Below are 14,657 nucleotides of genomic sequence, written 5' to 3' on the forward strand. Positions count from 1 at the left end.
GTATGGAACTCATCAGGATCAATACGGAATATATCAAACTGGACGCTCTGCTGAAGTTTTCCGGCCTGTGTGAGACCGGCGGCGAGGCCAAGGAGCTGGTCCAGGGCGGGGCGGTGCGTCTGAACGGCGAAGTCTGCACCCAGCGGGGCAAGAAATGCCGCGCCGGGGATGTGGTGGAGCTGGACGGCCGCCAGGTGAAGATCGCGGAGGGCTGCTGATGCGCCTGGACCACCTGAAGGTGGAGCAGTTCCGCAACCTGGAACAGGCCGAGCTGCACCCCGCCCCCCGGCTCACCGTGTTGTGCGGGGCCAACGGCCAGGGCAAGACCAATCTGCTGGAAAGCATCTGGCTGCTCACCGGGGCCAAGAGCTTCCGGGGTGCCAAGGATGCGGAGCTCATCCGCCGCGACCAGCCTTTTGCGGTCATTGAATCGGAGTTTGAAGGCGGGGGCCGTCCCCAGACTCTCCGCCTGACCGTGGGCTCCAAGCTCAGTGAGCGCCCGGGACGCCGTGCCCGCCTGAACGGGGCGGACCGGGGGCGGGCCTCCGCGGTGGCGGGGACCTTCACCGCCGTGGTCTTTGACCCCAACCATCTGAGCCTGGTCAAGGCCGGGCCGGAGGGGCGGCGGCATTTTCTGGACGCGGCGCTCTGCCAGCTCTACCCGGGGTATCTGGCGGCCCTGCGGCGGTATGCCCGCTTAACAGCCCAGAAAAATGCCCTGCTCAAAGCCTACGACATCACCCCCGGGGCGGACGTGCTGCTGGAGACCTACAACGAGGCCATGGCCAGGTCCGGGGCGGAGGTCATGCACCGCCGCGCCGAGTATCTGGACAGGCTGGCCCCCCTGGCCGAAGCCAACTACCGGGATATTTCCAGCGGGGCGGAGGTGCTGGGGGTGCGGTACATGCCCTGCTGTGACCCCGACCCGGCCGCCCTGGCCGTCCGGCTGCGGGAAGTGAAATCCCAGGAACTGCGGGCGGGGTTCTGCCTGACCGGTCCCCACCGGGAGGACCTGGAGATCCTCATCGACGGCCAGCCGGGAAAGATCTACGGCAGCCAGGGGCAGCAGCGCAGCGCGGTGCTTTCCCTGAAACTGGCGGAAGCCACCGTGGCCGGGGACGTGCTGGGGGAGCATCCGGTGATGCTGCTGGACGATGTGCTCAGCGAGCTGGACGACGCCCGCCAGACCTACCTGCTCACCCGCATCGAGGACAAGCAGACCTTTGTGACCACCTGTGATTCCGCGGCCTTTGCCCGCACCAACGGCAAGCTGGTGTTTGTGGAGGCGGGCCGCGTGCGGGAGGAATGAGATGTATCTTCACGCGGGGCAGGATTTCATTGTGAACACCCGGGACATCATCGGGGTGTTTGACCTGGACACCTCCACCGACGCCGGACAGAAACCCAAACTCACCGACGAGTTTTTCCGCCGCGCCCAGAGCGAGGGCGCGGTGGTGGATATCTCCGGCGCCATGCCCAAAAGTTTCATATTGACGGATTTTTCCGGCGAGACGATTTATATTTCCCAGCTGTCCACGGCGGCGCTGAAACGGCGGGCCGAACGGCTGGAATTTTGAGGGGGGACCCTCAAAGCGCCTGCGGTTTCTTGGCAGACGGCAGTCTGCCGGGTTCCGGCAAGCGGGTGCTTGCGGGATAGTCCTTCCTTTTCGTGCCCGAAAAGGAAGCGAAAAGGGCCCGCCGTTCCGATGCGGCGGCCGCCGGCTGGGGCTGCGGCCCCAGACCCCGAGATGCGGCCACCTGACGACGGCCTATTCACCGGCCTGGGGGCCGGTGAACAAGGAATGGTATTAAAACCATTTCCCGGTTACAAGTGCTAACGGGAAGTCCCCGGCATGGTCGTACCAAACCCGGTTGCTATTTCCCGTTTTTCCTGGGACCTTCTGGCCGCGCCATTAAAATCCATTCCTTGCTCAGGCCCCCCAGGGCCTGAGTAGGCCGTCGTCAGGTGGCCGCACTCCCCGGGTCCAGGGCCGCAGCCCTGGTCGGCGTCCACCGCATCGAAACGGTGGCGGTTTTTCCGTCGCTTTTTGACGCCAAAAAGCGACAACACTCCGGCAAACTACCGCTTGTCGATAAAATAACAACCCTTTCACGGCAACCCGCCGTTTATACCCCCCATCGCAACCCAATAGAGGAAAGGAAAGCAGCATGGCAGAAGAAAAGATCACGAGCACAAACCGGGAAACCGCTACCGACCATGAGTACGGCGGCGCCCAGATCCAGGTCCTGGAAGGCCTGGAAGCGGTGCGCAAGCGCCCGGGCATGTATATCGGGTCCACAGGCCCTTCCGGCCTGCACCACCTGGTGTATGAGATCGTGGACAACTCCATCGACGAAGCCCTGGCCGGCTACTGCACCCACATTGAGGTGACCATCAAACCGGGCAACATCATCGAAGTGTCGGACAACGGCCGCGGTATCCCCGTGGACATCCAGCCCAAGATGGGCATTCCCGCCGTCACCGTCGTATACACCGTGCTGCACGCCGGCGGCAAGTTCGGCGGCGAGGATTCCGGCTACAAGGTGGCCGGCGGCCTGCACGGCGTGGGCGCCTCGGTGGTCAACGCTTTGTCCGAGTGGCTGGTCGTGCGGGTACGCCGGGACGGCGCCGAGTACGAGCAGAGCTTCAAGCGGGGCAAGCCGGACGGTGACCTGAAAAAGATCGGCCCTGCCGCTTCCACCGGCACCACCGTCACCTTCAAGCCGGACCCGGTGATGTTCACCGACACCACCGTGTATGATTACGATATTCTGCTCAAGCGTCTGCGGGAGGAAGCCTTCCTCAACGCGGGCGTGCGCATCACCCTCACAGACGAGCGGGAGGAAAGCCTGTCCGAGACCGACGGCTCCCCCGTGCGGGAAACCATGTGCTATGAGGGCGGCATCAGCAGCTTTGTCACCTACCTGCAGAAGCGCCGGGACCTGACGCCGCTGCACCCCGAACCCATCTACATGAAGGGCGAGGCGGACGGCGCCGTGGCCGAGGTGGCCCTGCAGTACTGCGACAGCTTCAATGAGCTGATGCTCAGCTTTGCCAACAACGTCCACACCCCCGAAGGCGGCACCCATGAGGAGGGCTTCAAGCTCAGCCTGACCCGCGTATTCAACGAATACGCCCGGGCCAAGGGCATCCTGAAGGACAAGGACGAGAACCTCAAGGGCCCCGATGTGCGGGAAGGCATCATCGCGGTCATCAGCGTGAAACTGCAGGAAGCCCAGTTCGAAGGCCAGACCAAGGCCAAGCTGGGCAACACCTACATCAAGACGCTGGTCTCCGGTGTGGTGTACAAGGCCCTGAGCGAATATTTTGAGGAAAACCCCGCCGTGGCCAAGGCCATTCTGGAAAAGGCCACCCAGGCGGCCCGCGCCCGGGCCGCCGCCCAGAAGGCCCGGGACCTGGTGCGCCGCAAGAGCGCCCTGGAATCCAACCGCATGCCCGGTAAGCTGGCCGACTGCCATGAAAAAGACCCCAGCAAGACCGAACTCTTCATCGTGGAGGGCGACTCTGCAGGCGGTTCCGCCAAACAGGGGCGGGATTCCAACATCCAGGCCATCCTGCCCTTGTGGGGCAAGATGCTCAACGTGGAAAAAGCCCGGGCCGACCGCATCTACGGCAACGACAAGCTCATGCCGGTGGTCACCGCCCTGGGCACCGGCATCGGGGACGAGTTCGACATCAGCAAGGTGCGGTATCACAAGATCTTCATCATGGCCGATGCCGACGTGGACGGCTCCCACATCTGCACCCTGATGCTGACCTTCTTCTTCCGGTATATGCGCCCGCTCATCGAGCACGGCTATGTGTATGTGGCCCAGCCGCCCCTGTACAAGCTGGCCAAGGGCCAGACCGTCAAGTATGCCTACAACGACGACGAAATGAAGGTCCTTTCCGCCGAAATGCCCGGTGCAAAGGTAAACCGCTACAAAGGCCTTGGTGAGATGAACCCGGAACAGCTGTGGGAAACCACCATGAACCCGGATAACCGGGTCATTGTCCAGATCACCATCGAGGACGCCGAGCGCGCTGACGAAGCGTTCAGCATCCTCATGGGCGAGCAGGTGGAACCCCGCCGTCAGTTCATCGAAAAGAATGCGAAGTATGCGAATCTGGATGTGTAAGGCAGGCGGCAGCCTGTCAAAGTGTCCTTCCTTTTTGTGACCAAAAAGGAAGCGAAAAAGTCCCACCGTTCCGATGCGGTGGACGCCGGCTGGGGCTGCGGCCCCAGACCCCGAGATGCGGCCACCTGACGACGGCCTACTCAGGCCCTGGGGGGCCTGAGCAAGGAAAAATTTTAAAATCCTTACGGGAAAGCAGCTGGCAACCCATAGCCGGCCATTAGCAGCATCCTGCGGGAAATGGTATTAAATCCATTCCTTGTTCACCGGCCCCCAGGCCGGTGAATAGGCCGTCGTAAGGTGGCCGCATTCCCCGGGTCCAGGGCCGCAGCCCTGGTCGGCGTCCACCGCCTCGAAACGGTGGCGGTTTTTCCGTCGCTTTTTGGCGGCAAAAAGCGACAACACTCCCTCAAGAAGCTGTTTTCCTGTCGGCCATCCGGCCAAACAATCCAGATTCCTTCCCAGAAAGGTGAGTACCAATGGAAGAAAATGTCATTATGACGCCGGGTTCCGGCACCAAGGTCATCGTGCGCGATGTGAAAGAGGAGATCGAAAGCGCTTTCCTGGACTACTCCATGTCGGTCATCGTCTCCCGCGCTCTGCCCGATGTGCGCGACGGCCTGAAACCGGTCCACCGCCGTATCCTGTATACCATGCACGAGCGCGGCAACGACCCCTCCCACCCCTACCGCAAATCCGCCGACACCGTCGGTGCGGTGCTGGGCTCCTACCACCCCCACGGTGACGCCAGCGTCTACGACGCCATGGTCCGTCTGGCCCAGGACTTCAGCCTGCGCTATCCCCTGGTGGACGGCCAGGGCAACTTCGGTTCCATCGACGGCGACCCCCCGGCTGCCTACCGTTACACCGAAGCCCGCATGTCCAAGATGGCCTGTGAGATGCTCACCGACATCGAGAAGGACACCATCGACTGGGACCCCAACTTCGATGAAACCAAGAAGGAACCCCACGTCCTGCCCAGCCGCTTCCCCAACCTGCTGGTGAACGGCAGCCAGGGCATCGCCGTGGGCATGGCCACCAACATCCCGCCCCACAACCTGCGGGAAGTGGTGGGCGGCCTGTGCGCCATGATCGATAACCCCGACATCGACCTGCCCGGGCTGATGGAATACATCAAGGGCCCCGACTTCCCCACCGGCGGCATCATCATGGGCCGGTCGGGCATCCGGGCCGCCTACGCCACCGGCCGCGGCAAGATCACCCTGCGGGGCCGCGCCGAGATCGTGGAAAAACCCAACGGCCGGTTCGAGATCCTCATCACCGAGATCCCCTACATGGTCAACAAGACCCGCCTCATCGAGTCCATCGCCGACCTGGTCAAGGACAAGCGGGTGGACGGCATCTCCGACCTGAACGACGAAAGCTCCAGCCGCACCGGCATGAAGATCGTCATTGAGATCAAGCGGGACGCCAACCCCCAGGTGGTGCTGAACCAGCTCTACCGCTACACCCAGCTCCAGGACACCGTGGGTGTCATCATGCTGGCCCTGGACGACGGCGTGCCCAAGATCATGAGCCTGAAGACCATGATGGAGCGGTATCTGGAATTCCAGGGCCAGGTCATCCGCCGCCGCACCGCCTTTGAGCTGAAGAAGGCCCAGGACCGGGAACACATCCTGGAAGGCCTGCGCAAGGCCGTGGACATCGTGGACGAGATCATCGCCACCATCCGCGCTTGCAAGGGCGGCTTCTCCGAGGCCAAGGCCGCCATCATGGACAAGTTCGGCTTTGACGACCCCCAGGCGGACGCCATCGTCAAACTGCAGCTGGGCCGTCTGGCCGGTCTGGAGATCCTCAAGATCGATGAGGAACTGGGCCAGCTGCGCACCGCCATCGAAAACTACAAGGACATCCTGGCCAACGACCACCACGCCATGCTCATCGTCAAGAACGACCTGCAGGCCCTGGCGGACAAGTACGGCGACGAGCGCCGCACCTCCATCGAGGCCGTCTCCGGCGAGGTGGACATCGAGGACCTGATCCCCAAGGAACAGTGCGTCTTTACCCTGACCCATTCCGGGTATATCAAGCGCACCGCCGCCGACACCTACACCGCCCAGAACCGGGGCGGCCGGGGCGTGCAGGGCATGAACCAGAAGGACGACGACTTCACCGAAGAACTGTTCGTGGGCTCCTCCCATGACCACATGCTCTTCATGACCGACCGGGGCCGGGTCTACCGTGTCAAAGGCTACCAGGTGCCGGAAGGCGCCCGCACCGCCAAGGGCTCCCACATCGCCAACCTGCTGCAGCTGCAGGAGGGCGAAAAGGTCACCATCATGATGCGCCAGCCCGCTGACATCGACGAGGAAAACAACTATATCACCATGGTGACCCGCCAGGGCCTGATCAAGCGCACGCCGCTGTCCCAGTTCCGCAACATCCGCAAGGCGGGGCTCAACGCCATCGCCCTGAACGAGGACGACAGCCTGGTGTGGTGCCACATCACCGGCGGCAGCGATGACCTCATCGTGGCCACCCACAACGGCGCCGCCATCCACTTCAGCGAATCCGGCGCCCGCAGCATGGGCCGCACCGGCCACGGCGTGCGGGTCATCCGCCTGCGGGAAGGCGACTATGTGGTGGGCGTGGGCGTCTGCCGTCCCGGCGCCACCCTGCTCACCGTCACCGAGGACGGCAAGGGCCGCCGCAGCCGCGTGGACGACTACCGCATCACCAAGCGGGGCGGTCTGGGCATCCGCAACTACGCCAAGGGCGGGGTGGCCACCGTCAAGATCGTGGACGATTCCGACGACCTGATCCTCATCAGCCAGAACGGCATCCTCATCCGGATGCACGCCGACGACATCAACGTCCAGAGCCGCTACGGCAGCGGCGTCCGGGTCATGCGCCTGGGCGAGGAGGACAAGGTGGCCATGGTGGCCCGCGTGGAGCGGGACAACGGCGCCGAGACCCAGAAGCCGGAGGAGGAGGGCGAAGCCGAACCTTCCGCCGAGGAACTGGCCCGCATCGAGGCGGAAGAGCGCGCCGACGAAGCCGCCGACTCCGCTGCCCCCGACACCGAGGACAACGAGTGAGCCCCCGTAAACTGATGTAAAGGGGAATCCCCCATGCAGATTGTATTGAAAACCCCCAAAGGCCCGGTGGCCCTGCCCCGGTGGATGCCCCTGCTTTTGCTGGCGGAGCTGGTGCTGGTTGTGCTGGTGCTGGTGCGGGGGATCGGCACTTTCCGGTCCTGCCTGTTCCTGCCCGCGGACATGACCAACCAGTATGCCGAAAGCCTGGTGCTGGACTACGGCCAATCGGGGGAAGCCACCCCCGACCAGGAACGCTCCACCCTTCCGGACACCCTGACCCCCGACGGCGGGGAGGAGGAGAAAGAGCTGCCTTCCCTGCTGGTCAGCCAGAGCTTTCCCCTGCCGGCGGGGCGGTACAAGGTCACCGTGCGGTATGCGGCCGGACAGGACGCCCAGCTGCAGCTGCTGCCGGAATCGGCGGATATCATCAACATGAATGTGGACCTGCCCGCCACCGGCCAGGAAGAGGGTCTTGCCACCGGCATCGTCTGGCTGGAACAGGGGGACAAGGGCCTGCGGCTGGTGTTTGGCGCCGACCACCTGGACTGGGAACTGAAAAGCGTGGAGGTGGAACGCCAGGGCTGGTATGACATCACCTGCGCCCTGGGCTGGCTGCTGGTCTTTGTGCTGGCCGACCTCTTCCTGCTGGCAGTCCTGCCGGGAACCGGGATGCTTCCCCTCCCCGGCAGCCGGGTGGTTCTGGTGACCCTGGCCGGTCTGGTGCTGCTGTGCAGCCTGCCGGTGCTCACCGATGCGGTCTCCTACGGCTTTGACCTGAGCTTTCATATGTCCCGGCTGGCCGGCGTGGCCGACGGGCTGGCCCAGGGCCAGTTCCCGGTGCGCATCTACCCCAATTTTCTGAACGGCTACGGCTACGCCAGCCCCCTGTTCTACGGGGATTTGCTGCTCTACTTCCCGGCCCTGCTCATGCTGGCGGGCATGCCCCTCTTCCGGGCCTATAACCTGCTGCTGGTGGGGGTGAACATCCTCACCGCCCTGCTGGGCTGGTGGAGTTTTTCCCGCATCTTCAAGGGGCGGGCGGCGGCCCTCACCGCCACCGCCCTGTACATGACCGCCTATTACCGGCTGTTCAACATGTACTACCGTCCGGCCCTGGGCGAGACCTGCGCCCAGACCTTCCTGCCCCTGATTTTGTACGGTTTCTGGGCCCTGTATGCCGACGACGCCGGCGAGACCCGGCGCCGCCGCGCCTTTTTGCCCCTGGCCTTCGGGTTCAGCGGCATCATCCTGACCCACACCATCACCACCGAGCTGGCCGCCATCGCGGCGGTGTTCACCGTGCTGCTGTGTGCCAGACGGGCTTTCCGGCCCCAGCGGCTGCTGCCCCTGCTGAAAGGTGCGGGTCTGACGGTGCTCCTGTGTGCCTGGTTCGTGGTGCCCATGCTTCAGGAACTGGGCGGGGACTACCGCTTCCGGGCGGATTCCAACGCCATCGACCCGGCAAGCTACGCCATCTCCATTGCCAACCTGCTGCAGCCCTGGAATTCCAAGGTGGATTACATCCGCCTGGGGGCGCCCCTGCTGCTGGCGGCGGCGGGGCTGCTGGTACTGCTGGTCTGGAAGAAGGATCTGCCGTCCCGGGGCCGTCAGGTAGGGATCGCCGGACTGGTGCTGGGCACTGCGGCCACCCTGCTGGTGGGCTACAAGGGCTGGACCACCATTGCCGGCTGGATGGGCGAAAGCATCGGCCGGATGTTCCTCAACTTCCAGTTCCCCTTCCGGTTCCTGGTGTTTGCGGTGCTGGGGCTGGCCGCCGCGGGCGGCGCCCTGGTGTTCCTGCTGGGCCGCACGGCCGGGGTACGCCCGGGCCGGTTCTGCGCCGCGGGGCTCATTGCCCTGGCGGTGATCTTTGCGGGGCTGGACCTGACCCCCTATGTGGACGCCCAGTTCGGCCGCAGCCGCCACGGCACCACCGATGGCCTTTCGGACACCACCACCAGCAGCGCCATGGAGTACCTGCCCTCGGCCTTTGCCCTGGAACAGGCGGAAAACCCCGACCTCTCCCCCAGCGACAACCTGAGCTGTACGGTGGTGAAAAAGGGCAGCCTGCGGTATATCCTGCGGCTGGTCAATGAGAGCGCCGACCAAAACGCCAACCTGGAACTGCCCCTGGTGTATTATCCCGGCTACCGGGTGCTGGCCAACGACGGCGGCGCCGCCACCGTCACCGAAGGCGAGACCGGCCAGGTGGCCGTGGTGCTGGCTCCCGGCTACGACGGTACCCTGACCGTAGGCTTTGCCGAGCCCTTGTCCTGGCGGGCGGCGGAGGTCGTCAGCCTGCTGACTGTTGTGGGGCTGATCGTCTGGCTGGTCCGGGACCGGAAACGGAAAAAAGCATAATCCTTTCTCTTCACCCGGGAGGTTTTCCCGGGTGATTTTTGTTTCTTGGCAGACGGGAGTCTGCCGGGGGAACGGCTGCCTGCCGTTTAGTTCTTCCTTTTCGTGCCCGAAAAGGAAGCGAAAAGGGCCCGCCGTTCCGATGCGGCGGCCGCCGGCTGGGGCTGCGGCCCCAGACCCCGAGATGCGGCCACCTGACGACGGCCTATTCACCGGCCTGGGGGCCGGTGAACAAGGAAGGGATTAAAAACCATTTCCCGGTAACAAATGCTGGCCGGAGGCATCCGGCAAGGGGGCACCAAGCCCAACCATGTCCTTCCCGTTTTATAACGAACCTGTCGGTTACGCTATTAAAATCCATTCCTTACTCAGGCCCCCCAGGGCCTGAGTAGGCCGTCGTCAGGTGGCCGCATTCCCCGGGTCCAGGGCCGCAGCCCTGGTCGGCGTCCACCGCCTCGAAACGGTGGCGGTTTGCCCCGCAGGGGCAAGCAACGCGCAGCGTTGTTTCCGAAATTGGCGGCCGCGTTCAGCGGCAATCTAGAGGTTGCTACCTAAATTTACGGCGGCAAAAAGCGACAACTCTCCGGCAAGCACCCGCTTGCCAATAAAACAACAGCACTACGGTGGCGGTTTTTCGCTTCCTTTTCGGGCACGAAAAGGAAGGACCTAACGGCAGCCTGCCGTCCCCCAAGTTGACAACCCCTCACCCCGGGTCGTACAATAAAACCAACCCATCACGCCGGAATCATCCGGCTTATAAAAAGGAGTGCCGCACCATGGCTCATACCGAAAAAACACTCAGCAGCCAGGAAATCTTCAACGGCCACGTCATCCGGGTCACCCTGGACGAGGTGGAACTGGAAAACGGGGACAAGAGCAAGCGGGAGATCGTCCACCATCACGGGGGCGCCTGCGTGCTGGCCGTCACCGACGCCGACGAGGTGTACATGGTGCGTCAGTTCCGGTACGCCTTCGGGGAGGAGATCTGGGAGCTGCCCGCCGGCAAGCTGGAAAAGGACGAAGACCCCTTCGAGGCCGCCAAGCGGGAACTGGCCGAGGAATGCGGCGTCACCGCCAACCATTACATCGACCTGGGCGTGCTCTACCCCACCGTGGGCTATGACAGCGAAAAAATCTACATGTACGCCGCCCGGGGCCTGACCACCACCAACCAGCACCTGGACCCGGACGAGTTCCTGGACGTGGTGAAGATGCCCTTTGCCAAAGCCCTGGAGATGGTCCTGTCCGGGGAGATCAAGGACTCCAAGACGGTGGCAGCCCTGCTGAAATACGAAGTGCTGCGCGCCCGGGGTGAACTGTGATGCCCGTTGTACGTCTGGCTCTGTGTGACCTGGCCGCCGACTGGGACAAACAGGACAACTACTTCACCCGGGCCCTCACCCGCCGCGGATACACCATTGAATTTTGTGATTCTCCCGCTGACAAGCCGGACTTTGTGCTCTGCGGCACCTTCGGGCATGAAGCCCTGGACTATGACTGCTGCCGCATCCAGTATTCCGGGGAGGACAGCTGGCCGGACCTGAACCTGTACGACTACGCTCTGGGCTTTCCGGACTTTTCCTTTGAAGGGCGGTATCTGCGCCTGCCGCTGTACGCCATGCGGGATACCTGGGCCCCGGCCCTGCACAAGCACGAACACCCGGACGGGTATTATCTGGACCGCCCGGGCTTCTGCTGCTGCGTGGTCAGCAATGATTTCTCCGTCCAGCGCAACGCCTTTATGGAGACTCTCATGGGCAAGGGCCTGCTGGACAGCGGCGGCGGCTACCGCAACAACGTGGGCGGTCCGGTCCCGGACAAGACGGCCTTCCAGCAGGGCTACCGGTTCGCCCTGGCCTATGAAAACAGCGCCGACCCGGGCTACTGCACCGAAAAGATCGTGGATGCCTTTGCCGCCGGTGCGGTGCCGGTGTACTGGGGGGACCCCAAAGTGAAAGGGGAATTCAACCCGGACGCCTTCCTCTGCGCCGCCGACTACCCCGACGAGGAAGCCCTTCTGGCCGCCATGCAGACCCTGGCCGCGGACAAGGAGGGGTATCTGAAAGCCTGCCGCGCCCCCATCCTGGCCCCCGACGGCACCAGTCGGGCGGCGGCCTATGTGGACGATGCGGCCTGCTTTGCCTTTCTGGACAGCATCTTCCGCCAGGGCCCCCACCTGCGGCGCAACCGCAGCTGCTGGGGCAGCATTTACGAAAACGATTGGAAATACCATCTGCGTCTGGCAGAAGAAGCCGCCCACCCCAAGACCCTGTTCCAGCGGCTGCTGGGGCGCTGACAGCAAAGGAACGACCATGGAAGAAACCTATACCCTCACCCCCATCGCCCACATCCGCACCCAGTTTGCGGACAAGTTCGGCATCCCCAGGCAGAGCGGCCTGGTGGAAGAGCTGCGGGCCACCATCGTGTTCGACCCGGACTTCCGCAGCGCCGACGCCCTGCGGGGACTGGAGGAGTACAGCCACCTCTGGCTGATCTGGCAGTTCTCCACGGTGGTGGCGGCGGGGGCCGACGGCAAAAACTGGCGTCCCACCGTCCGCCCGCCCCGCCTGGGAGGAAACACCCGGATGGGTGTGTTCGCCACCCGCAGCCCTTTCCGGCCCAACGCCCTGGGGCTTTCCTGCGTGAAATTGGTGGGGGTGCATCCCCACACGGCGGAGGGGCCGGTCATCGAGGTGGCGGGGGCGGATCTTCTGGACGGCACCCCCATTTACGACATCAAGCCCTATCTGCCCTATGTGGATGCCCACCCGGAGGCACAGTCCGGTTTTGCGGGCAAGGTGGAGGCCCACGCCCTGACGGTGCAGGACCCGGACGGCCTGCTGGCCGCCCTGGACGCCCAGACCCGGGCGGGGCTGCTGGGTGTTTTGCAGAACGACCCCCGCCCCGGCTACCAGCACGACCCCGGCCGGGTATATGGCCTGCGATTTGCGGGGTATGAGGTGAAGTTTACTGTCGATGGGGACGAGGCTGCTGTTGTTTCTGTTTGCAAAGAATAAAAAATCACCCTGCGGGGAGGAGGACTTTTTGAGAGTTCCTCCGATACCGCAGGGTGGTTCTTTTTTGGCAGACGGCAGTCTGCCGGATAGTTGTTCCTTTTTGGCGTCAAAAAGGAACCGAAAAACCGCCACCGTTTCGATGCGGTGGACGCCGACCAGGGCTGCGGCCCTGGACCCGGGGAGTGCGGCCACCTTACGACGGCCTACTCAGGCCCTGGGGGGCCTGAGCAAGGAAAATGATTTTAATGGCGTAACCGGAAGGCCGTTGGTAAATCGGCAGAGCACAACCGGGTTGGGTGCAACCTTGCCGGATACCTCCGGCCAGCAGCCGTTGCCGGGAAATGGTTTTAAAACCATTCCTTGTTCACCGGCCCCCAGGCCGGTGAATAGGCCGTCGTAAGGTGGCCGCATCTCGGGGTCTGGGGCCGCAGCCCCAGCCGGCGGCCGCCGCATCGGAACGGCGGGCCCTTTTCGCTTCCTTTTCGGGCACGAAAAGGAAGGACTATCCCGACAAGCTCCCGCTTGCCAGGAAACAAGAAGCAAGAGAAAGTTCACAACCCCTCAGTCAGCCTTGCGGCTGACAGCTCCCCAACCACAGGGGAGCCTTTGGTTTATTCCTTCACAACCCCCAGCAACTCCTCGGCCTTGCTCACCTGCTCGTCGGTGGGAGTGGGCACCCCGTCCAGGGTATAGGGAATGCCCAGCTTCTCCCACTTGAAGAGCCCCAGGGTGTGGTAAGGCAGCACCTCCACCCGGCGCACCGTCTTCAGGCCTTTGATGAAGTCGCCGGTGGCGGCCATGGCGGCCTGGTCGTCGGTCAGGCCGGGGACCAGCACATGCCGGATCCACATATCCTTGCCGTGGTCGGACAGCCACCGGGCCATTTCCAGAATGTTCTCGTTGGGATGGCCGGTCAGGGCCTTGTGGCGGTCGCTGTCCCATTCCTTGATGTCCAGCATGACCAGGTCGGTGTACTTCATCAGCTCCACGAACCGGGAATAAAACGGCTCCTCGGTGGTGAAGGGCTGGCCGCAGGTGTCCAGGGTGGTGTGCACCCCCTTGGCCTTGGCCAGACGAAACAGCTCGGTCAGAAACTCGATCTGCAGAAGGGGTTCTCCCCCGCTCACCGTCAGGCCGCCGTTGTTCTTCCAGTAGTTGCGGTAGCGGTAAGCCGCCGCAAAGGCTTCGGCGGGGGTCTGGGCGTTGTCCTTGTTAAAAGCCCAGGTCTCGGGGTTGTGGCAGTAGCGGCAGCGCATGCGGCACCCCTGCAAAAACAGCACGTACCGCACCCCCGGCCCGTCCACCAGGCCGAAGGTCTCCACCGAATTGATATAGCCCAAAGGCTCTTTGACAGCGTCCGACATGAATATGCCTCCTTTGCCGGCGGCGGTTCCACCGCTGCCGGGAATTTTGGACAGTATGATAAAACAACAAGAAATTATGACAAAACAACAAATTGCCTGTGGAATTCCATCCCCGATTGTGGTACACTGGTAAGCAGTAAAGAGAGGTGCCTTTGGATGGAAAACAACACCGGAACGACACAAACCGGAAACATCAACGACCGTCTGCAGGAACTGCGCGCCAGTCACGCCGCCGCCTATGCCCGCAGCGTCCGCGCCACCAATGTCTGGATCGGCATGCGCATGGTCACGGCCCTTGTCACCGTGATCCTGCTGGCGGCGGGGATTTTTGCCCCCGCCGTGCTGGGCAACACCGTGCTGGGCATCCTGGTGGCCCTGGGCATCAGCTATATGCTGCGCCGGGGCATCCGGGTCCTGGCCTGGCTGGGCGTCCTGGGCGGGGCGGCGTCCCTGGTACTGCTGCTGACCAGCCTGGGTTCCTATGTGTCCATGGCGCAGCAGCACCCCCTGCTCTGGGTGTACATGGCGGCGGCGGTGGCGGACGCCCTGGTCCAGTGTGCCGCCAACGGCCTTCTGCTGGCCGACAAGGAATACCGGGCCTTCGCCCAGGCCATCAACCGGGTCTCCCACAGCTGAGCCCGCCGTTTCAGCCCGTTCCCGGAAAACAGCGGTTCCGGCAAGCAATCCCTTCCCCGCCCCTTCCGCAAATCTTCCGGGACGAA

At 63.5% G+C, this 14,657-nt stretch carries 11 protein-coding genes; 10 read left to right on the forward strand and 1 reads right to left on the reverse strand.

Translation table 11 applies throughout. The features are described 5' to 3' along the window. Window positions 1-2 precede the first annotated feature (2 nt). From AC127K_RS07015 to tsaA, 9 genes are all read left to right on the forward strand, one after another. Entirely contained in the window at window positions 3-218 is a 216-nt protein-coding gene (locus AC127K_RS07015) for an RNA-binding S4 domain-containing protein (RefSeq protein ID WP_483722104.1), read from the forward strand. Further along, window positions 218-1,309 (forward strand): DNA replication/repair protein RecF, encoded by a 1,092-nt coding sequence (gene recF, locus AC127K_RS07020; RefSeq protein WP_483722105.1) that lies wholly within the window; start codon window positions 218-220, stop codon window positions 1,307-1,309. The genes AC127K_RS07015 and recF overlap by 1 nt, the downstream gene beginning before the upstream one ends. Window position 1,310: 1 nt before the next feature. Next, a complete protein-coding gene (gene remB, locus AC127K_RS07025; protein ID WP_483722106.1) occupies window positions 1,311-1,577 on the forward strand; it encodes an extracellular matrix regulator RemB in 267 nt (88 codons plus the stop codon). A 592-nt stretch (window positions 1,578-2,169) separates the two neighbouring features. Next, window positions 2,170-4,140 (forward strand): DNA topoisomerase (ATP-hydrolyzing) subunit B, encoded by a 1,971-nt coding sequence (gene gyrB, locus AC127K_RS07030; protein ID WP_483722107.1) that lies wholly within the window; start codon window positions 2,170-2,172, stop codon window positions 4,138-4,140. A 476-nt stretch (window positions 4,141-4,616) separates the two neighbouring features. Then, on the forward strand, window positions 4,617-7,196 hold the full coding sequence (gene gyrA / locus AC127K_RS07035; RefSeq protein ID WP_483722108.1) for a DNA gyrase subunit A: 2,580 nt from the start codon (window positions 4,617-4,619) through the stop codon (window positions 7,194-7,196). Between the two features lie 33 nt (window positions 7,197-7,229). Next, window positions 7,230-9,557 carry a hypothetical protein gene (locus AC127K_RS07040; RefSeq protein WP_483722110.1) on the forward strand — a complete coding sequence of 776 codons (2,328 nt, stop codon included), beginning with the start codon at window positions 7,230-7,232 and terminating at the stop codon, window positions 9,555-9,557. A gap of 773 nt (window positions 9,558-10,330) precedes the next feature. Further along, window positions 10,331-10,876, forward strand: coding sequence for an NUDIX domain-containing protein (locus AC127K_RS07045; RefSeq protein WP_483722112.1), 546 nt, complete (start codon window positions 10,331-10,333; stop codon window positions 10,874-10,876). Then, a complete protein-coding gene (locus tag AC127K_RS07050) occupies window positions 10,876-11,850 on the forward strand; it encodes a glycosyltransferase family 10 domain-containing protein (protein ID WP_483722114.1) in 975 nt (324 codons plus the stop codon). Before AC127K_RS07045 ends, AC127K_RS07050 begins: the two co-directional genes overlap by 1 nt. Before the next feature lie 16 nt (window positions 11,851-11,866). Continuing rightward, window positions 11,867-12,571, forward strand: a complete 705-nt coding sequence (tsaA, locus tag AC127K_RS07055; RefSeq protein ID WP_483722115.1) for a tRNA (N6-threonylcarbamoyladenosine(37)-N6)-methyltransferase TrmO — start codon at window positions 11,867-11,869, stop codon at window positions 12,569-12,571. 611 nt (window positions 12,572-13,182) lie between these two features. On the opposite strand, the gene pflA is transcribed toward tsaA, so the two are convergent. Continuing rightward, window positions 13,183-13,935, reverse strand: coding sequence for a pyruvate formate-lyase-activating protein (gene pflA / locus AC127K_RS07060; protein WP_483722116.1), 753 nt, complete (start codon window positions 13,933-13,935; stop codon window positions 13,183-13,185). Between the two features lie 156 nt (window positions 13,936-14,091). On the opposite strand from pflA, the gene AC127K_RS07065 reads away from it, so the two are divergent. After that, entirely contained in the window at window positions 14,092-14,571 is a 480-nt protein-coding gene (locus AC127K_RS07065; protein ID WP_483722117.1) for a hypothetical protein, read from the forward strand. Window positions 14,572-14,657 lie beyond the last annotated feature (86 nt).

Source organism: Subdoligranulum sp. DSM 23681, from assembly GCF_057005535.1.